Genomic DNA, 24,403 nt, shown 5'->3' with positions numbered 1-24,403 from the left:
GGTCAGGCCCCCTGCGAACGGTTGAACATCGCCCGCGTGAATAGCGGCCGGTTGCGCACGCGCAGCCAGAAGATGAATGCGACGATTACCGCCACAATGATGTGCAGGCCAACCAGCCCAACTCCGAACGACATCTTGCCCTGCTCGATCCATGACTGCACCACGTTCAGCAGATTCGAGTACGTCAGATAGATCAGGACGGCCATCACCAGATTGATCGTGCGGCTGCGCCGCGGGTTCTGGTGCGCAAGCGGAATCGCCAGCAGCATCAGGTTGATCGCGATCAGCGGCAGGCCCGCGCGCCAGGCGAATTCGGCGAGATTGTCGTCAGTGGGGTTGCGCAGGAGCGTAAGCGTAGGCAAGCCGGTGGTAGTCGGCGTATTGACGACCGGCTGGCTCTGGATCTTCAGGCCATAGCGTTCGAATTCCATGATGCGGAAATCCGGATGTCCCGGTTCGCCGTCATAGCGGCGGCCGTTTTCCAGCACGACGAAGCGGTCGCCGTTCTTGTGTGTTTCGGTGTGGCCGGTTTTTGACACGACCACGTTGACCTTGCCGTTTTCGGTGCTGGTCACGAACACGTTCTCGACGCGAGCCTGGTCGGGCGACATCTTCTCGATGAAGAACACGCGGTGGTTGGTGGCCGACTCACGGAATTGACCCGGCGCGAGCAGCGAGACTTCGTCGCGCTGCTGGAAGCGCGCGCGGATCAGCTTGCTCTGCTGGTTCGACCACGGCCAGCCGACGAACACGAAGAACATGATGAGAATGATGATCGGCGTGGCGAAAATACCGATCGGCTTGATGAAGCGGGTCAGACTGACGCCCGAGGCGAGCCAGACGACCATCTCGGAGTCTTTGTACCAGCGGGTCAGGACGAACAGGATCGACACGAACAGGGTCGCGACGAGCATGATGGCTATGTAGCCGATCACGGTCAGGCCGATCAGGACCAGCACGTCGCGCGGGTCGATCTCGCCCGAAGCGGCGAAGCCGACGATGCGGATCATCATCGTCGTCAGCACGAGCGTGAGGAGAACCATGAACACGGCACCAGCCGTATACGCGAGTTCGCGCTGGAGGGAGCGTTCGAAGATCATTATTGATGATGAGAGGGGGTGCTCTCAGTAGCGCACGGATTGGTTCCCGTCACGCCTCTGATGCAACCGCCGCGGGAAAAATAGCGGATAATTGCGGCTTTCATCCTAAGCCCAGATTTTATCCGAGGACAAGCGCGATGGACTTTAGCATAAAAGCCTGTGATTGGACCAAAGGCTCGTCAAACGGTTTCCTGACCGGGAAATCCGATTGCATCGTAATCGGTGTGTTCGAGTCGCAAACGCTCTCGGGCGCTGCGCTGGAGATCGACGTGGCCACCAAGGGCCTCCTGACCCGCATCATCAAGGCCGGCGACATGGACGGCAAGGCCGGCACCACGCTGTTCCTGCACGAAGTCTCCGGCATCGGCGCCTCGCGCGTGCTGCTGGTCGGCCTCGGCAAGCAGGATGCTTTCAGTCAGAAAGCCTACGGCGAAGCCGTGCGGGCTGCGTGGCGCGCACTGCTCGGCACCAAGATCGTCCAGGTCACCTTCACGCTCGCTCAACTGCCGATCCTCGAGCGCTCTGCGGATTGGGGCGTGCGCACCGCGATCCTCGCGCTGCGCGAGCTGACCTACCGCTTCACGCAGATGAAGAGCAAGCCGGAGAACGGGCCGCGCGCCTTGAAGCGCATCGTGTTCAGCGTCAATACCGGTGACGAGAAGACCGCCAAGCTTGCTGCAAAGCAAGGCGCCGCACTCGCCAACGGCATGGACCTGACGCGCGACCTCGGCAACCTGCCAAGCAACGTCTGCACGCCGACTTACCTTGCCAACACGGCGAAGAAGCTCGCCAAAGACTGGAAGCTGAAGGTCGAAGTGCTCGGCGAAAAGCAGTGCGAAGCGCTGAAGATGGGCTCGTTCCTGTCGGTCACGGCCGGCTCGGTCGAACCGGCTCAGTTCATCGTGCTGCAATACCAGGGTGGCGCCGCGAAAGCCGCGCCGGTGGTGCTGGTCGGCAAGGGCGTGACGTTCGATACTGGCGGCATTTCGCTGAAGCCGGGCGAAGGCATGGACGAGATGAAGTACGACATGTGCGGCGCCGGTTCGGTGCTGGGCACGTTGCGCGCCGTCGCCGAAATGGGCCTGAAAATGAACGTGGTCGGCATCATCCCGGCCGTCGAGAACATGCCGTCGGCCACCGCCACCAAGCCGGGCGACATCGTCACGAGCATGAAGGGCCTGACGATCGAAGTGCTGAACACGGATGCCGAAGGCCGGCTGATCCTGTGCGACGCGCTGACCTATGCCGAGCGCTTCAAGCCGGCAGCGGTGATCGACATCGCCACGCTGACGGGCGCCTGCATCATCGCGCTGGGTCATCACAACAGCGGCCTGTTCTCGAAAGACGACGCGCTGGCGGGCGAACTGCTCGATGCATCGCGTGAAGCTTCCGACCCGACATGGCGCATGCCGCTTGACGACGAGTATCAGGAGCAGCTCAAGTCGAATTTCGCGGACCTCGCGAATATCGGCGGCCGTCCGGCTGGCAGTGTGACGGCGGCGTGCTTCCTGTCGCGCTTCACCGAGGCGTATCCGTGGGCGCACCTGGACATCGCCGGCGTCGCCTGGAAGAGCGGCGCTGCCAAGGGCGCCACCGGCCGACCGGTGCCGTTGCTCGCGCAGTTCCTGATCGACAGGGCCGCGGACGGTCGCGTTGCGCAATGACGCGTTGCAGTAAGGTTGCGGGCGTAGCTGCAGACGCAAAGTGGAGCCGCCGATGACGAGAATCGATTTTCACTCGAACGTCGGCGATTCGCTGCTGTATGCGTGCCGCCTGATCCGCAAGGCGTATCAGGCGGGCCAGCCGACCATCGTGCTGGCCGAGCCCGAGCGCCTGCGGGCTTTCGACGAAATGTTGTGGACCTTCTCGCCACTCGATTTCGTGCCGCATTGCATGGCGGGCACGCCGCTTGCCGCGCAAACGCCGATCGTGCTGGCTTCGAGCCTCGACGATGTGCCGCACCATCAGGTACTGCTCAATCTCGGCGCCACGGTGCCCGCGCAATTCGCGCGCTTCGAAAGATTGCTGGAAGTGGTCGGTAACGCACACGACGAACTCGCGGCGGGCCGCGAACGCTATCGTTTCTATCGTGATCGCGGCTATGCTTTGAACAACTACAAGCAAGGCAGCTAGGTTTCTTTCCAACCGCGTCGCGTGGTGTTTTGTCGTATGGATTCGACGCGTACGCGGGCTGCTTCAGCTTGGACTCAAACACGGAGAGCGCACGTGCCCGATCCTGACGATAGTTCGATCCCAGTTCTGCACGAGATTCTCGTACCGGGCAATCTTGCCCAGGTACGCCATGCGCCGAGCGGCGCGGCGGCGCCGGCTACGCGGCCGGTGTCCGATCCTGGGGCCGCGCAAGAACCGGCCTTCGCGCCGGAACCGAGGCACGAGCCGATGCTTGCGCCAGAAGCGGTATCTGCACCGGAAACGTTGCGCGCGCCGGAGGTGCCGGCGTCCGCATCGGAGCCCGTGCATGCGGCAGAGCACGCGCATCCGCCAGAACCCGCTCATCCAAAAAAACGCGCCAGGGCACATCACGCTGCCGATCACCGGCACGCGCATGAGCCGGTCGTTATGCCGTCAGCGGGCGTCTTCGATCGGGCTGAGCCGCATGCGCCGATCGAGGCAGGCGCGATCGTGCCGCCGGATATCGCTCACGAAGTACTTGCACGGCCACACCCGAATCTCGATGCGGATGTCATTGCAGAACGTCTTCGTGGACGGTTCGCGGGCTTTCTGACGGGCGAGGGGCGGGGCATCATCGAAGCACGCTGCCGCGACGCGTTGCAGGATCACACTTCATGGCTCGTCAACCAGATCACGCGTGAAGTGGCGCTGGCTCTGGAGACCGAATTGACCGGCTGGGTAAAGGAAGCGGTTGATCAGGAGATCGCGCGGCGCTCGGGCAGCGCTTGATCATGGCAGGGCGCGCGCCTGCGTCGGGCGCTCTCCCCATTTTCACCAAGCTGCGTTCATTTGAACGTCATCATTTGAGCGTCATCACCCAGCTCGCCAGCGTAGCCGCCTGATCGGGCGTGAGCTGCGTATTCGCGGGCATCGGCACCGAACCCCACACCCCCGTGCTGCCATCCAGAATTTTGTGCTTCAGATAGGTGGCGGCGTCTTCGCGGCCAGCATATTTCGCGGCGACGTCATGCAGCGCCGGTCCCATGAACGGACGCGTCACCGAGTGGCAGCTCATGCAGTTCTTCTGCTGGGCAAGCGCGAGGCCGGCGGCGGCCTCTGCGTGCGCCGCCGGGCTGCCGGCGCTTAACGTGGCGCTCAGCACGCCGACCGCTGCGAGCGCTGCATACGACATTGATTTCATTATGGTCTCCGTCGGTGCAGGTGCCCGACTCGTGGTGCACGCATTATAAAAGGAAAGGGCAGCACGGTTTTCCGTGCTGCCCTCTGCTGCCCGCGCGATTTTCCCACGGAAGCGCGATTCAGCGACTATCGCATGGTACGACCCGCATTGCGGGCAATCTTGGTTTCATCGTCATTGGCCCTTGTGCCAACCCTTCGCACGCAGACAACCCTCATGTTTGATTTCGCAAGGTGCAATGATGACGACTTCCGGTATTAGCAGTGCTCGATCCCCAGTTTTTCCTGACGACCTGGACAGCTCGATGAATCCTCTGCCGACAACCGCACGGCGCGATGCTAACGCGGCAGACGGGAGGACGCCGCCAGAACAAGGACCCGCATTCGGACCGTCAGCGGCAGACGGCGCCGAAGCAGGCAGCGCAGGCCCGCAGACACGGGTTGGAGAACCCGCGCCAAAGTCCACTTTCTCGACAGCGGAGCGGCTAGCAGCCTTGCGCGCTGGTCTGCAAGCTCGATCAGGAGAGGGGCCGGCAAAGGAAGCCGCCGCCGTCCTGGCTGCGGGGGAAACCAGCGACGCAGACCTCCAGGCGCAAAGTTCAGACGCATCGCAGCGAGTTCGCAGGACACCCCCGCCGCCGACGGCCAGCCAACCCAACAAGACTCCAACGTTCGATGCGTATGCTGGTCCTTCGACAGGAAATAACGGTCTCGGCTTCTCGGCCATGCAGCAGGCAGCAGAAGACCCGCATGCCTTGCCGAATCATTGTGCCGGCCTTGTAACTTCCGGCTTCTACAACATAGCGACGGGGCGGGCGTCGAATCTGGCGGACGTGAATAGCTTTACGCGTGATCGTCTTGCCGATCCGCAAACGAGGCAGCAGACACTCGCCGAACTCAACCGGATGCAGGAGCGCAACCAGGACAATCTCCCGGACGACGTGCCTGGGTTTGTTGCGCGACCCGGTGAATACGACCTTAAGGCTGGTGACGATTTGCGCAACCAGTTGGCATACGAGTTTGGAGAGCGTCACACGTCGGGCGATAGTCTTGGAAGCTATCAAACTACGATGATGCCCGTAGAAGTCAACTACCGTAACCCTCCTGGCGTCGGTATCGTCGACGGCGTTCCCATGGTTGAAAGTCATCTGATCATAGTGCAACGGCTCAATCCTTCGGAAAACTATGAGAACGACCGATACCAGATATACGACCCCAACTACGGGACGTTCGATTATCAGAATTTCCAGCACATGAGCACCGCGATGAATAATCTGATTGAGCACGGTTATCCCCAGCATGGGGGCGTCTCCGGCTTGAATATGTTCCCCTACGATGCTGAGAGTACGTGGCAGCCTTACGAAGCGACGGCCCCGCAGCGCTCTGCTCTTGGCAATGCGTCGTTCCACGCTTTGGACGATGCCTACGAGGTTCACGAGCTCCAGGGCGCGCATGCATTGTCGCTTCCGTCTGTGAGCCTGCCGCCACCGAATTTCGACCAGCCTGGTCGGCCATCGCATGACGAGCTTAAGCGCGGTCTGGATGCCATGTCGGACCCACAACCGTACGCATTCTATCGACCATCGAACGTTACGCCTGAGCAGATGAAACAGGCGAACGGATTCAACCTGCAGGACACCAGAATGCAGAACGTCAACCTGAATGTGCACAACTTCCAGTTAGCTGCGAGACCGGGGGCCGTAGACGGCGCCGGCTATCTTGGTACGTTTCGCGACAGGTTGAGCGCGACCGAGCGGCTGTCGTCCGGCGCGCAAAAGAGCGGCTACGTATACTACGTCGCGCCGAGCCCGAAAATGGTCGATGTCGATGCGAGCCTTGGTAAAGGCGATCGCATGTCGGGCGCAGGCGAAGTGGCCGCGATGGGCCGCATCGATAATGCTCAGGTGCGCGGCTGGCGCAAATTCGAGAACGGCGAGCTCGGTTCCTATGTGGCCAACCGCGACTATCGGTCGGACATCTTCGATCACACCCGGACAGCGGGTGCACAACCGCAGCTAGCGCATTTCTCCCCGAACGACCCGATATGGAAGGACGACGATCACAAATCGTTTGTGTCGGAGGCTAACAGTGGCGGAAAATCGCGCAACGTTCCAAAGGAGAATCCAGTCATGGCTTCAGCCGAGTTCTACCAGCGGGCGCGCGACAAAATACAGTATCTGGATAACCAGCAGGCGAAAGGGGAAGACTATCGCGGGGCTGTCTTTATCAAGCCGTTCTTCAATAATCAGGATGGCAAGGGTGAGACGAAGCTGAGCTTCTACAACGACAACAGCTATCCGTCCGTGGATTCGGCGTATTCCAGCACTTCCGAATATAAGTTTTCGATGGGGGACGATGGCCGCATTCATTCCGCGCGCGACTACAGCAAGGTTTTGCGTATCGACGAGAAGGGCAATGCCTATATTGGCGGCATTCCGTCGGACCCGGCAGATATGAACGGCGTGTTTGCCTACGATCCCGATACGGGTGGTCTGCAGCATGCCCAAGATCATAAATGGCTGACCGAAGGAATCTCCGCGTTCACACCTTACGTCGCGCCACCGCAGGCAACTAACGGCGAGCTTGCCGCACGGCAGTCCTGGCGACTGGAGAACGGACAGGGAAACACGGTTCTGCCTCCACCGCCAAGCAGCCTGTTCCCGGATAATTCCTCCGGTACGCGACAGCAGCTTTACCAGTTCTATCAGGATCAGGATTCAGCGCTGCCCAAAGGCAGCACGCGGTTCGTGACCGACTTGCCTGGCACGACTTATTCGGGCAGCGGCGACGCTTTTCTTCAATCGAAGACTCAGCTCAAGCCGGAGGATGTGAGTCATATCAACGCCTGGCTCACCGCGAACAACGCTGCGTGGCTTTTCCGGGACGGTTTGTACGCGGTCTCGACGGCGCCGAACCAGCTGGAGATCCGCAGCATAGGCGGCACGCCCGTCTGGCGGGCGAGCGTGGAGCCGGGCACCAACCGCGTGAACTACGAATCGCTGTATAGCGGGCCGTCAACGCCAAACCTCAGGATTTCCGATGCCCTCTGGAATCGGGCTATCGAGCAGCAGAAAAGGTACGCCGATCTTGAGAACCGCGAGAAGCAGTTATATATGTAACGACCAGCATAAGGTTATTGCAATGCTCCGGCGAACAGGACGATCCACAGGATCGGTTGTTCGCCGGAATCTACACCCTTAGCCCGTCACTGCGCCCTTGTTGGCCGGCAGTGCCAATGCGGAGTACTTCGCCAGCACGCCGCGTGTGTAACGCGGCTTCGGTTGCTGCCATGCGGCGCGGCGGCGTTGCAGTTCGGCGTCGTCGATGTTCAGTTGCAGGAGCAGCTTGTGCGCGTCGATCGTAATCGAATCGCCTTCCTGCACGAACGCGATCGTGCCGCCCACGAACGCTTCCGGCGCGACGTGACCGACCACCATGCCCCATGTGCCGCCCGAGAAGCGCCCGTCGGTAATGAGGCCGACGGTTTCGCCAAGACCCTTGCCGATGATCGCCGACGTCGGCGCGAGCATTTCCGGCATGCCAGGGCCGCCCTTCGGGCCGAGGTAACGCAGCACGACCACGTCGCCAGCGACGATCTTGTCGGCGAGAATGGCTTCCAGCGCACTTTGCTCGTCGTCGAACACGCGGGCCGGGCCGGTGATGACCGGGTTCTTCAGGCCGGTGATCTTGGCGACCGCGCCGTCAACGGCCAGGTTGCCCTTCAGGATCGCCAGGTGGCCTTCCTTGTACAGCGCCTGCTCGATCGGGAAGATCACTTGCTGATCGGCACGCGGCTTGCTCGGCACGTCCTTCAGTTCTTCAGCGATCGTCTTGCCGGTGATCGTGATGCAATCGCCGTGCAAGAGACCTGCGTCCAGCAGAATCTTCATGACTTGCGGAATGCCGCCGGCCTTGTGCAGATCGGTCGCCACGAACTGGCCCGACGGCTTCAGGTTGCAGATCACCGGCACCTTCTTGCGCATGCGCTCGAAGTCTTCGATGCTCCATTCCACTTCGGCCGCGTGTGCAATCGCGAGGAAGTGCAGCACGGCATTGGTCGAGCCACCCGTGGCCATGAGTACGGCCACCGCGTTTTCGATCGACTTTTTGGTGACGATGTCGCGCGGCTTCAGATCCTTCTTGACCGCTTCAACCAGCACGCGTGCCGATTCGGCTGCCGAGTCGACCTTTTCCTGATCCGGATTGGCCATCGTCGACGAATACAGCAGCGACATGCCGAGCGCTTCGAACGACGAGCTCATCGTATTGGCGGTGTACATGCCGCCGCACGAACCCGTGGACGGGCACGCGTTCTTTTCGACCCCTTCGAAATCTTCCTGCGACATCCGGCCGGCCGTGAACTCGCCCACTGCTTCGAACGACGACACGATGGTCAGGTCGGTGCCCTTCCAGTTGCCTGGACGGATCGTGCCGCCATACACGTAGATGCTTGGCACGTTCGTGCGCAACATGCCGATCATGCCGCCCGGCATGTTCTTGTCGCAGCCGCCGATTACGACCACGCCGTCCATCCACTGACCTTGCACGCAGGTCTCGATACAGTCGGCGATGACTTCGCGCGACACGAGCGAATACTTCATGCCTTCAGTGCCCATCGACATGCCGTCCGAAATCGTCGGCGTGCCGAAGATCTGCGGATTCGCGTCGGCGCCTTTAACCGCGGCGACAGCCGCGTCGGCCAGACGCTGCAGGCCGGCGTTACACGGCGTGATGGTCGAGTGGCCGTTGGCGATGCCGATCATCGGCTTGTCGAAATCGGCCTTTTCGTAGCCGAGTGCGTAGTACATCGAGCGGTTCGGTGAGCGCGCCACGCCTTGCGTGATGTTCTTCGAACGACGGTTGTATGCCATGGGGAACTCCAGTCTGTTTTGTTTTGATCCGTGCTGCGTGTTTGCCGCCCAGTGGGTGCGGCAGGCGCTACGCCGACGTCGCCAATGCGCTTGCCGGCAGGTACGACGGCGCTTCAGTCCAGTCCAGTTTAGTTCCGACGCGTCGCGCAAGGATGCAGTTTTGCTAAGCGTGTGTCCAATATATTATTCAGGCTCGATTAGGTCGTAAAATGTATTAATCATGTTGCCCGCTATCCCTGACCTGCGCCAGTTGCGCTATTTCGTGACCGTCGCCGAAGAAAAGCACTTCGGACGGGCGGCTGCACGCCTTTCCATGACGCAGCCGCCGTTGTCGCAGGCCATTCGCGCGCTGGAGGAGACGCTCGGCGTAGCGCTGTTCGCGCGCACCAAGCGCTCGGTCGAACTGACATCTGTGGGTGCCGACCTGCTGCCGGAAGTGCGGCGCTTGCTGGCGAGTGCCGAGGGGTTGCGGCCGCTGGCGCAGAGCCTCGCGCGGGGCGAGACGGGGGCGTTGTCGCTGGCCTTCGTCTCAACGGCCGATTACGGCCTGCTGCCGCTGCTACTGCGCGATTTCGGCGCACGCTATCCACGGGTGCGCCTCGAATTGACCGAAGCCACCAGCGACGTGCAGGTCGACGAACTCGTGGCCGGGCGCATCGATGCGGGCCTCGTGATCGCGCCGCTGCCGTCGCGCCATGCCACCCAGCTCTCGTGGTTGCCGATCGCCCGCGAGCCGCTGGTGATCGCGATGTCGATGGAAACGGCGGCGCGCGTGGGCGGCGCCACGCGGTCCCAGGAAGACTTGCGTGCCGAGTGGCTGGACACGCCGATTAGCCTGCGCGACGTCGCCGACGAGCCGCTCGTGATTTTCCCAAGACGTTTGGCGCCAAGCTTTTATGACATCATTATGGATTGCTACGGCAAGGCTGGCCTCGCACCCCGGGTCGGCCAGGAGGCGATCCAGATGCAGACGATCGTGAGCCTCGTGTCGGCCGGAATAGGTGTCGCACTGGTGCCGCAATCCTTGCGTAACCTGCGCCGCACCGGCGTCGTGTACCGGCCGCTCTCCGAATCCGTGCCGGCGATCGAGACGGGGCTGGTCTGGCGCACGGCGGAGGTGAGTCCGGTGTTGGCTGGCTTCATCGAGATCGTGCGAGTCCATGCGGCCACCATCGAGGCGCAGTTCGCGGCACCTCGTGTTTAGACTCGACGCTGTCGCGAACGCATTGCAAGCCGAACCGTCCAACGCATGCGCCGCATGGTGCGCAAAACCGCCGGCTGTTACTTGAAAATCGACTAGAAATCCGCTTCTGAACCTGAACTGCCCATAACAACACGATGCTTATTCACCCGAATTTCGACCCCGTTGCCATTCATCTGGGGCCGCTCGCTGTGCGCTGGTATGGACTGATGTACCTCGTCGCGTTCATCGCGGCGATCGTTGTCGGGCGGCTGCGGTTGCGTTTGCCTTACGTCGCCGCGCAAGGCTGGACCGCGAAAGACATCGACGACATGCTGTTCTACGGCGTGCTCGGTACGATTTTTGGCGGCCGGCTCGGCTACGTGCTGTTCTACAAGGCGAGCTTTTACTTCGCGCATCCGCTCGACATCTTCAAGGTGTGGGAAGGTGGCATGTCGTTTCACGGCGGCTTCCTCGGTGTGACGCTGGCGATGGTGCTGTTCGCCTATCAGCGCAAACGTTCGTGGCTGCAGGTGACCGATTTCGTCGCGCCGATGGTGCCCACGGGGCTCGCGGCAGGGCGCCTCGGTAACTTTATCAACGGCGAGTTGTGGGGCCGTGTGACCGATCCGTCGGCGCCGTGGGCGATGCTGTTTCCAGGCGCCGCGCCGGACGACGCCGCGTGGCTCACCGCGCATCCGCAACTGGCCGCGCAATGGCATCTGAACGAAGTGTTCGCGCAATATCACATGTTGCCGCGTCACCCGTCGGAGTTGTATGAGATTGCGCTCGAAGGTGTGGCGCTGTTCTTCGTGCTGTTCTTCTTCTCGCGCAAACCGAAGCCGATGGGCGCAATTTCCGCTGTGTTCCTGATCGGCTACGGCCTGGCCCGCTTCACGGTGGAATTCGCGCGTGAGCCGGACGACTTCCTTGGCCTGCTCGCCATGGGTCTCTCAATGGGCCAATGGCTCTCGCTGCCGATGATCCTCGTGGGCATTGGGATGCTGGTGTGGTCCTATCGCCGTGCGCGGCGTGAACCGGCACCGGCGGTTAGCGCTAACTGAACGCTACGTTTTATCGTAGTGAAAAGCCAATGAAAAAAGCCACAGCATGCCGTGGCTTTTTCTTTTGCAGCAGTACGTCTAGCGTAAAACGCGTTACTTCATCTGCACCGAGCCCGACACATTGACCGTCACAGTCGACGTGCCGCCTTCGAGCGGCACCGGCGCGGATGCCTTCGCATCGGCGCCCATTGCGCGTGCGCTCATCATCATCATCGGACGCGGCATGACGCCGTTGTGCCCGACGTTGACTTCACGAATCGAATAACTGTTGTAGCCGAACGCCTGCGCCGACGAAGCCGCTTGCTCACGGAATGACTTGATGGCCTCGCCAGTGAGCTTCTGCTCCGCGGCACGCTGCGCTTCAGGCGACAGCGAGAACTGCACGTTGCCGACCTGCATGATCGATGCCATCTGGCCCGCGAGCTTCGACGCCGCTGCGAAGTCGTGCGATTCGAGCACAACTTCGGTACGTCCGCGCCATGCGGAAATGCGACCGTCACGATCGGTGGACGGGTAGATCGAGAAGGAACCGGTACGAGCCGTTACACCGTTCACACCCTTGGCTTTTTGCAGCGCTGCGTCGGCACGCTGATTCAGCGTGGAGGTGAGTGCGGACGGATCGTTCGCTTCCTGCTCGTAGAACAGCGTGATATCGACGACGTCTTGCGGCACTTCAGCGCTTGCCTGTGCATTCAACGACAGCACACCCGCGGGCTGATACTGCGTCACGCCCTGCGCGCGGGCCATGGCCGGCGTCAGCGCGAGCGCGGCAGGGGCAGCGCATACGAGAGCGAGAGCGAGTGCACGTGCGGTGTTTTTCGTCATTCTTGGACTCCTTGCTGGAACAGGTTATGCACGATTGGAGCGAACGCCATGCGATGGCACACCGTTTGCGAGTCCGTTAGGCGCCTGTAACCTGAGCTTGGTTCCCTAATTTGACGTTTGCTCAACGTTTGCCGTCATCCGAGCACAGATTTGCACACGATTGCAGCAACAGCGCGTCGCATGTGCGTATGCAACGTCAAACAAGACGTTTGGTGATGAAGCGCCATTCGGCTTCAGTGACCGGCGTGATCGACAGGCGGTTGCCTTTGACGAGCACGCGCATGTCCTTCAGTTCCTCGTGTTCGCGCAGGGCGGCAAGCGGGATCAACGGGACCTTCTTCTTGAACACCACATCGACGAGCAGCCAGCGCGGCGTTTCCTGCGACGACTTCGGGTCGTAGTAGGGGCTCTTCTTGTCGAACTGAGTCGGGTCCGGATAAGCGGTTGACGATACTTCCGCGAGCCCCGCAATGCCTGGCTCAGGACAACTCGAGTGATAGAACAGCACACCGTCGCCGACCTGCATCATGTCGCGCATGAAATTGCGCGCCTGATAGTTGCGTACGCCAGTCCACGGCAACGTGTGTTGCGGTGCCTGGGCGAGATGGTCGATGCTTGCTTCGTCCGGTTCGGACTTCATTAGCCAGTAGCGCATGAATCGAATTGAACGTTAAGGGGTTGATACAGCAAGAAAAATCGAGGCCCAAAGAAAAACGGCATCGAACCGAAGTCCGATGCCGTTTTGAATAAGGTCCCCGCCTTAGCCGCTAGGCCGGCATCCTGAACCGGGGGTTCAGAATTGGTCGCAGTTAGCAGCACTTCGGGTACATCAGACAGAGTGACGCGCACACCCGTGCTACAAATTTCCACAACCGTGCACATGGCATTGGTTCAAGGAATATATGACCTTGGCGAACCAGGCAGGGAGGTCAAACCATTTGAACTCAAACGTTTGCCGAGTCTTTGCTCATGCATTCCGCTTGAATTCGCAGCCGATCTCTGGACCGGTTGCTTGAAACTGTTCGAGACTGCTGGGCAGTTACTGCATGCTGTACTGCTGAATCACAGTACCCAGTTGTTCGTTCATTTGATGCATTGTACGCCGGATTTCTTCTGCGGGAAATGCTTCTCCGTGTCGCACGCTTGTTTGCAGCTTAAGCAGTTCCGATGCCAGCGACAGCGCGGCCATGACGGCAATGCGATCGGTGCCGCGCACGTTGCTGTTGTTGCGGATCTTCGACATCTCGGCGTCGACGCGTGCAACCGCCTCAAGCAGCGCGCCTTCAGTTTCCGGCGAGCAGGCGAGGCGATAGGGCACGCCGAGAATCGATACTTCGATCTGCTTGGTGGTCATGCATTTTCTCCATGGCGGGTGACGTCGCTCTCCGCTTCGACCTCATGCGGCGCGGCCTCGAGCAGATCGAGCTGATTGTCTGGCTCGTTGTGCGCGCGAGCCCGCGGCAGTTTTTCGAGGATCGCATTCAGGCGCACCTGGGCGTCGTCGATCTTTGCCGAGAGCGCGTCGCGTTCCGCCTGCAGTGCATCGCGCTCCTCGCGCATCAACGCGAGTTCAGTGCGCGTGGCTTCTGCTTCCGCACGCGTTTGGGCGAGCTGATCTTCGAGCGCGAGCCGCGCTTCATTGTGGCGTTGGCTGATCGCGATCAGCTTGCCGATATTCTGTGAAAGTGTTTCGAGTTCGGTGAGCATCTGCTGCGTCCTCTAAAGACATCGCATTTTAGCGCGGAATGTCGCAGGTTCCGACAATTGTCTCGTTTCGAGACGTAACAACATCGCTTTGTGCAGGCTTTTATCGACCATATGATGAAAAACAACTCTCGCATCGGACAATAACCTGCACTTAACAGAACAGTTTGCGCATGGATTAACCATTCTTGACGGACCCGAAGGCCGCTCCTAAACTGGCCGCTCTTTGGTGCCCGCGCGCGCTTATCAATCGACAGTGCGCGCAGTTGAACTGCAGTTAAACCGCGGTTAAACGTCAGGCAGGCGTGCCGTTCGCCTGAACGCGCGAACCTGCGTTGCCCCCGCAACGATAAGCGACCGCATTCGTCATGCAGGTCGATCCTGATTGCGTGCTTGAAGCTGAACATGCGAGTGTGCCACTGCGCGTCACGCGTGGGAAGGCGGGATTGATGTGCTGGCAGCCTGGATAGCGGCAAGAGGGAACGGATCGTCCCCGCGCAAACGTAAAACAACGTGGGCACCTCGTTACGCATCGGCCTGCGGGGAAGCGGGCCGCGCACGCTCTCCACAGGAATATCATCCCATGCTGTCCCCATCGCTCGTGCAGCGTTGCTCGCCTTTGTGGGCCCTGCTAAGAAGGCATGGTACGTTGCTGCGCAATCCAGAATCTGTTGAACAAGGACTATGAAACGGCCTACTCGTATAACTCGCCACGGCGTGGTGTGTATGTCCCGGTTGGTTGGCAGCAGCGACGAACGTACCAGCATGAGAAAGCGCTAATGAACCGCAGTTCGAGTCCGATGCCCACGGCCACGCTGCGTGTGATGAGTGTGAAGCGCGCGGCCGCGATCTGGCTCGCGCTCGCAGGAATCGCGCTGGCTGTGCTGATGGCGTCGCTCGCACTGGGCAGCGTCTCGCTCGCGCCTGCGCGCGTCCTGGCGGCGCTGTTGCCGTCGCACGCGGCGCATGTCGAGTCCGCCGATCTTGCCGGCGAAATCGTGCGTAAGCTGCGCTTGCCGCGCGCGGTGGCCGGCTTCGCATGCGGCGCGTTGCTTGCGCTGGCGGGTGCGCTGCTACAAGTGCTGTTGCGCAATCCGTTGGCCGAACCCTACGTGTTAGGTGTGTCGGGCGGCGCGGCGGCGTTCGCGCTGGTCGCGATGATCGCCGGTTGCGCGTGGTGGATCGTCGATGCCAGTGCGTTCGCCGGCGCCTTCGTGTCGATCCTGCTGGTGCTCGGCCTCGCGCGCCGCGAGTTGTGGCGGGGCGAACCGCAGGATACGTCGCCGCGTTTGCTGCTGACCGGCGCGGTGATCGCGGCCGGCTGGGGGGCCGTCATTACGCTGCTGCTCAACCTCGCGCCGGACAGTCGTCTGCGCGGCATGCTGTTCTGGCTGACCGGCGATCTGAATGGCGGCGCGATGCCATGGACGGCGCTCGCCGCGCTCGTCGTCGTGCTGGTGGCAATGGTGCCCGCTGCGCCGCGTCTGAATGTGCTGCTACGAGGCGATGCCGCCGCGCAGGCGCTTGGCGTCGCCGTGATGCCGCTGCGCTTGCGCGTGTATCTGGCGGCGTCGCTGGCGGCGGCCGCGGCGGTGACCACGGCAGGCACCATCGGTTTTGTCGGGCTCGTCGTGCCTCACATGCTGCGGCTCGCGTTCGGCAACGATCAGCGTATGTTGCTGCCGGCTGCGGCGCTCGGCGGCGGTGTCGCGGTAATGGGCGCGGATCTGATTGCGCGTACCGTGATTGCACCGGCGCAATTGCCGGTGGGCGTCATCACGTCGATCGTCGGCGTGCCGGTGTTTCTGTGGATGCTGTTGCGCAGGCGCCGATGATGAACGCACACAACGTCCCACATTCAGCGCTCAGCGCGCAACGCCTCACCTTGCGTGCGGGCATGCGCACCTTGCTCGACGCGTTCACGCATACGTTCTACGCGGGTGAGATCTGGTGTATCGCCGGGCCTAACGGTGCGGGTAAGACGACATTGCTATCCACCCTCGCCGGTCTGGCGCAACCGTCGGCGGGTCATGTCGAACTCGATGGCGTGCGTCTCGCCGACTGGCAGCCGTTACCGCTCGCGCAGCGTCGCGCGCTGATGCCGCAAAGCGCAGCGGACGCCTTCAGCGCTAGCGTGCTCGATATCGTGATGCTGAACCGCTTTCCGCATCTGACCGGCTGGGGTTGGGAGGGCGAGGCCGATCGCGCGGCCGCGCATGCTGCGCTGGATGTATTGGGCCTCGCCGCATTCGCTGCGCGCGACGTGCTGTCGCTTTCGGGCGGTGAACGTCAACGCGTCGCGCTGGCGGCGGTATTGTGCCAGGAGGCGCCGTTGTTGTTGCTCGACGAACCGCTCTCGCATCTGGATCTTCACCACCAGATCGACTGCCTCGAAGCGCTGACCGCCTGGACGCGCGAGCCTCGGCGTACAGTGATGTTTTCGTGCCACGACCTGAACCTCGCGCGCCGCTTCGCGACACATGCGCTGCTGCTCGACGGCAACGGCGGCGCGTATGCTGGACCGGTGCATGACGTGCTGACGCCTACGCTGACGAGCCGCGCGTTCGGCTATCCGCTGATTCTGATTCGCGACGGCGAGCATGAGGCGCTGATTCCCGCGCCGCGCTCGCGTCACGAATCGGCCGCCGCTGATGACGCGCCGGCAGGCTAAGCGCTTTATAAAAACACTCTCTCTTCTAGAAATGTCTATGACCTCTTTGCCAGGTTTGTCGGGATTGACCGAAGTCGAACCGCTTGATCAAACGCTGCGTGCCGAACTGCAACACATCATCGATACCAAGACCAAGCCGCCCGGCAGTCTTGGGCGTCTCGAGACGCTCGCGCGCCAGATGGGCTTGATCCAGCGTACGAAACACCCCACCGTCGATCGTCCGGCAATGATCGTGTTCGCCGGCGACCACGGCATTGCGCAGGAAGGCGTGAGCCCTTATCCGCAAGCGGTGACCGCGCAAATGGTCGCCAACTTTCTTGCGGGTGGCGCGGCGATCAATGCCTTGAGCCGGGTGTCGAGTGTTGAGCTGGAAGTGGTCAACTCAGGCATTGCGACGCCGCTGCCGTCGACTGACGGTCTCATCGATATTCCAGTTGCGGCCGGCACGCGCAACTTCGCGCGCGAATCCGCGATGACGCACGAACAGGCGCTCGCCGCGATGCAGGCGGGCGCGGCTCGCGTGCGGTATCACGCGTCGCTCGGCACCAATGTGATCGGCTTCGGCGAAATGGGGATTGCGAATACGTCGTCGGCCGCGTGTCTGATGAGCCGCCTGTGTGGCGTGCCGATCGACGAGTGCGTTGGGCGCGGGACCGGTCTCGACAACGCGGGTCTCGCGAAAAAGCGCAACGTACTCGCGTCGGCGCTCGCGCGTCACGCTGGTTCCAACGATCCGCTCGACGTGCTTGCCACTTTCGGCGGCTTCGAAATTGCCATGATGACGGGCGCCTATCTCGCCGCCGCGCAGGCCCACATGACGATTCTTGTCGACGGTTTCATCGCGACCTCGGCATTGTTGGTGGCCGATGCGTTCGCACCGAACGTGCGCGAGTATTGTGTGTTCGCGCATGCGTCGAACGAGGCGGGGCATCGGCGCATGCTCGATCATTTCGGCGCGCTGCCGTTGCTTTCGCTCGATATGCGTCTCGGTGAAGGCACTGGCGCGGCACTCGCCGTGCCACTGCTGCGCGCGGCGGTGGCGTTCGTCAACGAAATGGCGAGCTTCGAATCGGCGGGCGTTGCGAATCGCGATGCTTGAGCCGTCATACGAGGTGCTGTTATACAAGGCGCCGTCATACAGAAACGCGCGTCAGGCTCACGCATGAACCCGCTCGCAGAGTTGCGCTATTTCTTCACGGCGCTTGGCTATTTCACGCGCGTGCCGGTGCCGCGTTGGGTCGGTTATGAGCCGCACTATCTGAATGCGGCAGCGCGTTATTTTCCGCTCGTCGGCCTATTGGTCGGCGGATTGAGCGCGCTGGTTTATCTCGCGGCGTTGCATGTATTTCAAGCGGGTGTAGCGGTGCTGCTGTCTATGGCTGCGTCGCTTCTCGTTACCGGCGCGTTTCACGAGGACGGCCTCGCCGATTGCGTCGATGCGTTCGGTGGCGCCTATACGCGCGAGGACGTGTTGCGCATCATGCATGATTCGCGCATCGGTGCTTTCGGCGCCATCGCGCTTGTGATCGCGCTGGCATTGAAGTGGCAAACGCTCGCCGCACTACCGCCGATGCGCGCCGCAAGTCTGATGATTGCAGCGCATGCGGCGAGCCGCGTGTTCGCAATCAGCTATCTGGCCACGCTCGACTATGTCCGTGCCGAAGGTAAAGCCAAACCGGTCGCGCAGCGCTTGAGTGGTCCCGCGTTGCTGTGCGCCGCGGTGTTCGGTTTGCCGTTGTTGCTCTGGCCAAACTGGCTGGATTCGCCGAATTGGCGCTTCGCCTGCGTGACGTTCGGTGTACTGATGGCACTGCGCTTTGCATTGGGTCGCTATTTCGTCAGACGCATCGGTGGCTACACCGGCGACTGCCTCGGCTTCGCGCAACAGATCTTCGAGTTGAGCATCTACCTTGTGGGGCTCGCATGGATATCGTCCTGATTCGTCATCCGGCCGTCGCGCTCGATTCGGGCGTGTGCTATGGCCACAGCGACGTCGCGCTCGCCGAGGACGCCGAGATATCGGCGAGTGTCCTTGCACTGAAACTGGCAACCTTGCAGGTACCGCCGCCGCGTGTGTTGATGTCGAGTCCGCTGACACGTTGTGCAACGCTTGCGGCGGTCATGGCGAACGATTTCGGCTGTGCGCTCAGTCATGACGATCGGCTGAAGGAGATGGACTTCGGTGACTGGGAGCAGCAGCGCTGGGACGCGATCGATCGCGAGTTGTTGGACGACTGGGCGGCCAACTTCGAACACGCGCGTGCGCATGGTGGCGAGAGTGTCGCGCAATTCGTTGCGCGGGTGCGGGCGTGGTTCGATGCGTTCGCGCAGACGCGCGAGTTGTCGCCGGCGTATGTCGTCACGCATGCCGGTGTCATGCGGGTGATCGCTTCGCTGGTGCTGGACGTGCCGCTGGAGCGCTGTCTGCGGTGGTCACTGGAGATGGCGGCGGTTGTGTGGTTGCGCCGGGATGACGAGGCGCAGCAGTGGGCGTTGGTGAGGTGGAATGCGTGAGGGGTTGATGCTTGCCGCCTCTCCGGAATGCGTCAGTCTTGGTTTTATTCGTGACACTTTTTTTGAGGATTTGTCGCGAAACTGAAATTGCGACAAATTGTGACGTAAAAAGTGTCGCGATTAGCTTGATTTGTGCCACAATGGTCGGAAAAGTGTCACGATATGAATTTATCGCGACACATGGGCTCCATGGGTGGCGCGTATGAACAGCAATGGCATCAAGCAGGAATTGGATCTGATCGAGCAGCTTATCGCTGCAAGCGCTGACGGGCGGGGCGTTCGTGCGCTCGCTGCGGCACTTGCCGCGCGCCGCCATCCCATGCAGCGCCGCACACTGCAACGCCGTCTCGACGTGTTGCTCGAGGCTGGCCGGATCATCTCGGAAGGTGCTGGCCGCGCAGTGGCCTACAAGCAGGCATCCGCTTCCGGCGCGGCTGTTTTCCCCGCAAAGGCTATCACTGGCGCAGGCACTTCCGGTGAGGCCTATGTGCCCGTGTCGAGTGCGGGTCTCGAGGTGCGCGCAGAAGTAAATCGGCCACTGCACGAGCGCCGGCCGGTCGGCTATAACCGCGCGTTTCTCGAACGCTATCGTCCGAATCAGGACGCGTATTTATCGCAAGCGCAGCGTGCCCGTCTGCACGAGTGGGGCCGCACGTCGGCGGATGGCCGGCCTGCCGGCACTTACGCGCGCGACATCATGAGCCGGCTTCTGATCGATTTGTCGTGGGCGTCGTCGCGACTCGAGGGCAATACCTACACGCGGCTCGACACCGTACGGCTGATCGAGCAAGGGCACATTGCGGAGGGCAAGGACGCTCAGGAAACGCAGATGATCCTCAACCACAAGGCCGCGATCGAAATGATCGTTGAGAGCGCGGACGAAGTGGGCTTCAATCGATTCACCGTACTGAACCTTCACGCGATTCTCTCCGACAATCTGATGTCTGACCCGTTCGCTAGCGGCCGTTTGCGCGTGCGCGAAGTGGAGATCAGCGGCACCGTATTTTTCCCGCTCGCCGTGCCGCAGCAGATCGCAGAATGCTTCGAGGCGGTGTTGAACAAGGCCGCCCAGATCGACGACCCCTTCGAGCAGGCTTTCTTCAGCATGGTGCACCTGCCGTATCTGCAGCCGTTCGAAGACGTCAACAAACGGGTCTCGCGTCTCACCGCGAATATCCCCCTGATCCGGCAGAATCTGTGTCCGCTGTCATTTATCGACGTTCCCGAAAAAGCCTACGTCGACGGTACGCTCGGTGTGTACGAGGCCAATCGCGTCGAGTTGTTGCGCGATGTCTTTATCTGGGCGTACGAGCGCTCGTGTCAGCGTTATCTGGCAATCCGACAATCGGTCGGAGAGCCGGACGCGTTTCGCCTCAAGTATCGCAATGCGTTGATACAGGTGGTGCAGGAGGTGATTCGCGGCGGCCTTGCTGGCACACGCAACGAGATCGAAACGCTCGCACAGAATCTGGTGGCGGTAGGCGATATGTCTTCGTTTGTCGACGCGATCCAGTCCGATCTCGACCACCTCTATCTAGGCAATGTCGCGCGTTATCGCTTGCGGCTTTCCGAATTCGAGCAGTGGCCGTTCAAGCGGGCAGACGTTGTCTCGCGCTAATGCGATACTTCCTGATTCACGATTTTTGCAGCTGCATCATTGCTCGCCATTCTTCCTGTGCGAGCGCGCTACCTCCAGGTCCTCGCACATTTGCTTCGCCCCTTGCGCAATACGCGGTGCCGGCCGGTTGATCAGATCGCCGTCGATGGCGAACAGATTGTTGTTCGCCACCGCCTTCAGACTCGGCCACGCGCGCCATGTATCGAGTTGCGGCAGGGTCGTGTCTGGTTTGGTCGCGCCGGGCGCGGCGGTGAAGATCGCTTCCGGATTCGCTGCAAGCACGGCTTCCGTCGAGACGGTCGGCACCAGCGGCTCGAGTTTTGCAAACACATTGCGGCCGCCGCATAGCGCAATCACATCGCTGACCATATGTTCGCCGTTGAGCGTCATTAACGGTTGATCCCACACCTGATAGAACACGCTGACAGGCGGCCGGCTCGCATACTGCGTGCGCAATCGTGCGATGTCCTGCCGATATGCCGCCGCCGCTGCGTCGGCGGCAGGCGACGTGCCGAGCAATTGCCCGAGCTTCGTCAGCGACACGGCAACATCGTCGAGACGACGCGGTTCGCTAAAGAACAGCGGCACGTGCATCTCGCGCAGGCGATCGAGTTGGCGCTGCGCGTTGCCATGCCGCCATGCGACGATCAGATCGGGCTTCAACGCTACGATCCGTTCGAGGTCGAGCGCCTTATTGTCGCCGACGCGCGGTAGCTGCTTCGCTTCAGCCGGATAGTCGCTGTAGGACACGGCACCGACCAGTTTCGTGCCACCACCTGCGGCATACAGCAGTTCGGTGACATGCGGCGCGAGACTGATGACGCGTTGTGCGGGCGCAGGCAAGGTGACTGTTGCGCCGGTGTCGTCGGTGACGGTGATCGCGGCGTACGCATGCACCGCGCTCGCGAAAAGTGCTGCGGTGATGGCGAAGCGTCGGAATCGAATCATCGAGTAGCCTCGCGCAAACTCTCTTCGAGGCGCGCCCATTCCGCGTCGCTCGCAGGCAGCCCGAAACGCACGCTGCCTGATGCCGTGAAGAGCCGTGTCCACACGCCGCGTCGCGCCAATGCTTCATGCAGAGCGGCGGCGCGTACATCGTCGGTCCAGGCGAAGAGCGGTGTGCTGTGTGTGGCGAGACCTTGTGCATGCAACAGACTCACCAGACGGGCGCTTTCGGCATCGAGCCGCGTACGCATCTGCTGTTGCCACAATTCGTCTTCGAAGGCGGCTTTGACGGCATGGCGCGCCGGTCCGCTGACCGTCCACGCCCCGAGCGTACGACGCAATGCGTCGAGCCAGGCCGGCGCACCGAGCACAAAGCCCGCGCGCACGCCGGCGAGTCCAAAGAATTTGCCCGGCGAACGCAACACGATCAGCCCGGCGCGATGGGTGCTTGCCGCGAGCGACGCCGACGGCATCGTATCGGCGAAGGCCTCATCGATCAGCAGCGTGCCGCCGCGCGCGGCGAGTTGTGCATGCCAGTGAAGCAGCTTGCCGGCGCTCAGATGTTCGGCGGTCGGATTGTTAGGATTCACTACGACAACATGGGTGAACGCATCGGGCAAGGTGTCCCAAGTTGCATCCAGTGGCACGACTTCGTGTCCTGCCCTCTCGAAAGCGGGCACATATTCGCTGTAGGTGAGCGGCGCGATGCCAACCTGACCACGTGGCAGCAGCGAGGGCAGCGCGCGAATCGCCGCCTGGCTTCCCGCTACGGGCAGAACATGCGCGGCATCGGGCGCGCCATAGTAACGGGCGGCGCAGGCCGCAAAACCGTCGCCGTCGTCGGGCAGGCGGCGCCAGGCATCGGCGGGAATCGGAGGCACAGGATATCCATGCGGATTGATACCCGTCGACAGGTCGAGCCATTGCGCGTATGGAATGCCGTAACGCTCAGCCGCTTCGTGCAGATTGCCGCCGTGGACCACGGTGTTGAATTCGGTGCCGGTATCGGCCCTGTGACCAGCGGTTCGATCAACCATGGAAGGGCACGCTGAGCAACGCCAGCACGATCAACATCGCCAGCCAGAGAATGACCGTGCGTTCCACCAGCATCAATGCCGCCGTGACATGCGTGGCCTTTGCGGGGTGTCCGAAGCCTAGCGTCGGCCGGTGTTCAAGCGCGCCGTGATACACCGCGGGCCCGCCGATCAACACATTCAGGCTGCCCGCGCCCGACGCCATGACCGGTCCGGCGTTCGGACTATCCCACCGCGGTGCCTGTTCGCGCCAGCAATGCAGCGCGGTGCGCGTGTCGCCGAGCAAGGCATAGCTCGCGGCGGTGAGGCGCGCGGGAATCCAGTTGAGGACATCGTCGATGCGCGCGGCGGCCCAGCCGAAGCGTAAATAACGCGACGTGCGGTAGCCCCACATGGCATCGAGCGTGTTGGCCAGACGAAACCCCAGCGCGCCCGGACCGCCCGCGATTGCAAACCAGAACAGTGCGCCGAAAATCGCGTCGTTGCCGTTCTCCAGCGCCGATTCGACGGCGGCGCGCGACAGCGCCGCTTCGTCGGCATGAGCGGTTTCGCGCGACACGATGCGGGAGGTCAGCAGACGCGCTTGCGCCAGGTCGCGTCGCGTCAGTGCTTCGGCGATCGGCGCAATGTGATCGTGCAGACTGCGCGCGCCGAGGGCGAACCACAGCAACACGACATGCACCGCGCAGGCCGCAAAAAACGGCAGCACGGAGACGAGAAACCAGGCGATCAGCACCGGCGGCATGACCGCCAGCGACCACGCGAGCAGCCCCTTGAGCCGCAAACGCCGGCCGGTGTTGTAGCGCGTTTCGAGACGCATCGCCCATTTGCCGAAGCCGACCAGCGGGTGCGCGGTGCGCGGCTCACCGAGCCAACGGTCGACGGCGACGCCCGCCGTTGCCAGGGTCACGATCAAAGGAAGCGACAGCATCACGCGCTGCCCGCTGTTTTCAAGGCGAGCGGCAAGCCTGCGACCATCATCGTGACCTGGGTGCTCAACGCGGCGATGCGCTGATTGAGCCGCCCGAGTTCGTCGACATAGAGGCGTGTTTCCGCGCCGAGTGGCACCACGCCCAGGCCAATTTCATTGCTGACCACGATGATCTTGCCTTTAGTGTTGACGAACGCCGCTTCCAGCGCGGCGAAGTGTGCGTGATAGTGATCGACCGGCAAGCCGTCGCCGTCAGGTGGGCACAGCAGGTTGGCGAGCCACAGCGTCAGGCAGTCGATCAGAATGCAATGCCCGGGCGCGTCGATTTGCGTCACGGCACCGGCGAGATCGAGGTCCGCTTCATGCAATTGCCAATGCGCCGGACGCCGCTCACGATGATGCGCGATGCGCGCGCTGAATTCGGCGTCGTCGGCCACGCGCGCGGTGGCGATGTACGTGACGGGGAGGGCGCTGTCGTTCGCCAGTTGTTCGGCGTGCACGCTCTTGCCCGAACGGGCGCCGCCGAGAACGAAGGTGAGGTCGCGGGGAATCATCGCGTGATTGTACCGGCGTGCAGCGCGCGCCGGCACGATGGGATAATGCCGCGTTCATTGCC

General features: G+C 61.9%; 23 protein-coding genes and 1 other RNA gene. 12 read left to right on the top strand and 12 right to left on the bottom strand.

Annotation, left to right across the window (positions count from 1 at the left end; genetic code table 11):
* Positions 1 to 2 precede the first annotated feature (2 nt).
* Entirely contained in the window at positions 3 to 1,100 is a 1,098-nt protein-coding gene (gene lptF / locus KHO31_RS09445) for an LPS export ABC transporter permease LptF (protein WP_201081767.1), read from the bottom strand.
* A 137-nt stretch (positions 1,101 to 1,237) separates the two neighbouring features.
* Here lptF and KHO31_RS09440 point away from each other — a divergent pair, with 137 nt between their 5' ends.
* The 3 genes from KHO31_RS09440 (at position 1,238) to KHO31_RS09430 (ending at position 4,022) form a co-directional block, all read left to right on the top strand.
* Positions 1,238 to 2,764 carry a leucyl aminopeptidase gene (locus KHO31_RS09440; RefSeq protein ID WP_211623116.1) on the top strand — a complete coding sequence of 509 codons (1,527 nt, stop codon included), beginning with the start codon at positions 1,238 to 1,240 and terminating at the stop codon, positions 2,762 to 2,764.
* Positions 2,765 to 2,816: 52 nt separating this feature from the next.
* Positions 2,817 to 3,233, top strand: a complete 417-nt coding sequence (locus KHO31_RS09435) for a DNA polymerase III subunit chi (RefSeq protein ID WP_201081772.1) — start codon at positions 2,817 to 2,819, stop codon at positions 3,231 to 3,233.
* A 93-nt stretch (positions 3,234 to 3,326) separates the two neighbouring features.
* Entirely contained in the window at positions 3,327 to 4,022 is a 696-nt protein-coding gene (locus KHO31_RS09430) for a DUF2486 family protein (protein ID WP_201141189.1), read from the top strand.
* A 70-nt stretch (positions 4,023 to 4,092) separates the two neighbouring features.
* Here KHO31_RS09430 and KHO31_RS09425 read toward each other — a convergent pair whose 3' ends face one another.
* Positions 4,093 to 4,434: a c-type cytochrome gene (locus KHO31_RS09425; RefSeq protein WP_201081776.1), complete on the bottom strand. Its 342-nt coding sequence runs from the start codon at positions 4,432 to 4,434 to the stop codon at positions 4,093 to 4,095.
* A gap of 235 nt (positions 4,435 to 4,669) precedes the next feature.
* Here KHO31_RS09425 and KHO31_RS09420 point away from each other — a divergent pair, with 235 nt between their 5' ends.
* The gene (locus KHO31_RS09420; RefSeq protein WP_211623114.1) at positions 4,670 to 7,549 is read left to right on the top strand and encodes an enterotoxin A family protein; all 2,880 of its coding nucleotides are present in this window, start codon (positions 4,670 to 4,672) and stop codon (positions 7,547 to 7,549) included.
* A 78-nt stretch (positions 7,550 to 7,627) separates the two neighbouring features.
* Here the strand turns inward: KHO31_RS09420 and ilvD are convergent, their stop codons facing one another.
* Positions 7,628 to 9,301, bottom strand: coding sequence for a dihydroxy-acid dehydratase (gene ilvD, locus KHO31_RS09415; RefSeq protein WP_201084850.1), 1,674 nt, complete (start codon positions 9,299 to 9,301; stop codon positions 7,628 to 7,630).
* Between the two features lie 220 nt (positions 9,302 to 9,521).
* Between ilvD and KHO31_RS09410 the strand changes: the two genes are divergently transcribed.
* Together KHO31_RS09410 and lgt are read left to right on the top strand one after the other, a co-directional pair.
* A complete protein-coding gene (locus KHO31_RS09410) occupies positions 9,522 to 10,505 on the top strand; it encodes a LysR family transcriptional regulator (RefSeq protein WP_211623112.1) in 984 nt (327 codons plus the stop codon).
* 134 nt (positions 10,506 to 10,639) lie between these two features.
* Positions 10,640 to 11,545: a prolipoprotein diacylglyceryl transferase gene (gene lgt / locus KHO31_RS09405; protein WP_211623111.1), complete on the top strand. Its 906-nt coding sequence runs from the start codon at positions 10,640 to 10,642 to the stop codon at positions 11,543 to 11,545.
* A gap of 93 nt (positions 11,546 to 11,638) precedes the next feature.
* On the opposite strand, the gene KHO31_RS09400 is transcribed toward lgt, so the two are convergent.
* The 5 genes from KHO31_RS09400 to KHO31_RS09380 all read right to left on the bottom strand — a co-directional run bounded on the left by KHO31_RS09400 (position 11,639) and on the right by KHO31_RS09380 (position 14,077).
* A complete protein-coding gene (locus tag KHO31_RS09400; protein WP_201081786.1) occupies positions 11,639 to 12,370 on the bottom strand; it encodes an SIMPL domain-containing protein in 732 nt (243 codons plus the stop codon).
* A 196-nt stretch (positions 12,371 to 12,566) separates the two neighbouring features.
* Complete coding sequence (locus tag KHO31_RS09395; protein ID WP_201081793.1) at positions 12,567 to 13,025, bottom strand: EVE domain-containing protein; 459 nt, start codon at positions 13,023 to 13,025, stop codon at positions 12,567 to 12,569.
* A 93-nt stretch (positions 13,026 to 13,118) separates the two neighbouring features.
* A non-coding RNA gene (gene ssrS / locus KHO31_RS09390) (6S RNA) lies at positions 13,119 to 13,300 on the bottom strand.
* A gap of 109 nt (positions 13,301 to 13,409) precedes the next feature.
* Positions 13,410 to 13,724: a cell division protein ZapA gene (locus KHO31_RS09385; RefSeq protein WP_064269037.1), complete on the bottom strand. Its 315-nt coding sequence runs from the start codon at positions 13,722 to 13,724 to the stop codon at positions 13,410 to 13,412.
* A complete protein-coding gene (locus tag KHO31_RS09380) occupies positions 13,721 to 14,077 on the bottom strand; it encodes an ATPase (RefSeq protein ID WP_201081794.1) in 357 nt (118 codons plus the stop codon). Before KHO31_RS09380 ends, KHO31_RS09385 begins: the two co-directional genes overlap by 4 nt.
* Positions 14,078 to 14,853: 776 nt before the next feature.
* Between KHO31_RS09380 and KHO31_RS09375 the strand changes: the two genes are divergently transcribed.
* From KHO31_RS09375 to KHO31_RS09350, 6 genes are all read left to right on the top strand, one after another.
* Complete coding sequence (locus KHO31_RS09375) at positions 14,854 to 15,909, top strand: FecCD family ABC transporter permease (protein WP_201081796.1); 1,056 nt, start codon at positions 14,854 to 14,856, stop codon at positions 15,907 to 15,909.
* Positions 15,906 to 16,745, top strand: a complete 840-nt coding sequence (locus KHO31_RS09370) for an ABC transporter ATP-binding protein (protein WP_201123023.1) — start codon at positions 15,906 to 15,908, stop codon at positions 16,743 to 16,745. Before KHO31_RS09375 ends, KHO31_RS09370 begins: the two co-directional genes overlap by 4 nt.
* A 37-nt stretch (positions 16,746 to 16,782) precedes the next feature.
* A complete protein-coding gene (gene cobT, locus KHO31_RS09365) occupies positions 16,783 to 17,844 on the top strand; it encodes a nicotinate-nucleotide--dimethylbenzimidazole phosphoribosyltransferase (protein ID WP_201081800.1) in 1,062 nt (353 codons plus the stop codon).
* 63 nt (positions 17,845 to 17,907) lie between these two features.
* The gene (locus tag KHO31_RS09360) at positions 17,908 to 18,684 is read left to right on the top strand and encodes an adenosylcobinamide-GDP ribazoletransferase (protein WP_201081802.1); all 777 of its coding nucleotides are present in this window, start codon (positions 17,908 to 17,910) and stop codon (positions 18,682 to 18,684) included.
* Positions 18,669 to 19,259, top strand: coding sequence for an alpha-ribazole phosphatase (cobC, locus tag KHO31_RS09355; protein ID WP_201081804.1), 591 nt, complete (start codon positions 18,669 to 18,671; stop codon positions 19,257 to 19,259). The genes KHO31_RS09360 and cobC overlap by 16 nt, the downstream gene beginning before the upstream one ends.
* Before the next feature lie 202 nt (positions 19,260 to 19,461).
* Complete coding sequence (locus KHO31_RS09350; RefSeq protein WP_201081806.1) at positions 19,462 to 20,877, top strand: Fic family protein; 1,416 nt, start codon at positions 19,462 to 19,464, stop codon at positions 20,875 to 20,877.
* Between the two features lie 36 nt (positions 20,878 to 20,913).
* On the opposite strand, the gene KHO31_RS09345 is transcribed toward KHO31_RS09350, so the two are convergent.
* Genes KHO31_RS09345 through cobU form a run of 4 tightly spaced genes read right to left on the bottom strand, consistent with a single transcriptional unit; the run spans position 20,914 to position 24,341 of the window.
* Positions 20,914 to 21,825 (bottom strand): cobalamin-binding protein, encoded by a 912-nt coding sequence (locus tag KHO31_RS09345; RefSeq protein ID WP_201081808.1) that lies wholly within the window; start codon positions 21,823 to 21,825, stop codon positions 20,914 to 20,916.
* Positions 21,822 to 22,859, bottom strand: a complete 1,038-nt coding sequence (cobD, locus tag KHO31_RS09340) for a threonine-phosphate decarboxylase CobD (protein ID WP_201081810.1) — start codon at positions 22,857 to 22,859, stop codon at positions 21,822 to 21,824. Before cobD ends, KHO31_RS09345 begins: the two co-directional genes overlap by 4 nt.
* On the bottom strand, positions 22,852 to 23,787 hold the full coding sequence (gene cbiB / locus KHO31_RS09335) for an adenosylcobinamide-phosphate synthase CbiB (RefSeq protein ID WP_201081812.1): 936 nt from the start codon (positions 23,785 to 23,787) through the stop codon (positions 22,852 to 22,854). The genes cobD and cbiB overlap by 8 nt, the downstream gene beginning before the upstream one ends.
* Positions 23,787 to 24,341, bottom strand: coding sequence for a bifunctional adenosylcobinamide kinase/adenosylcobinamide-phosphate guanylyltransferase (gene cobU / locus KHO31_RS09330; RefSeq protein ID WP_201081814.1), 555 nt, complete (start codon positions 24,339 to 24,341; stop codon positions 23,787 to 23,789). Before cobU ends, cbiB begins: the two co-directional genes overlap by 1 nt.
* Positions 24,342 to 24,403: the final 62 nt, after the last annotated feature.

The organism is Paraburkholderia domus (assembly GCF_905220705.1).
In the GTDB taxonomy this organism is placed as follows: Bacteria; Pseudomonadota; Gammaproteobacteria; order Burkholderiales; family Burkholderiaceae; genus Paraburkholderia; species Paraburkholderia domus.
This window is presented reverse-complemented; position numbering and strand designations above follow the sequence as displayed.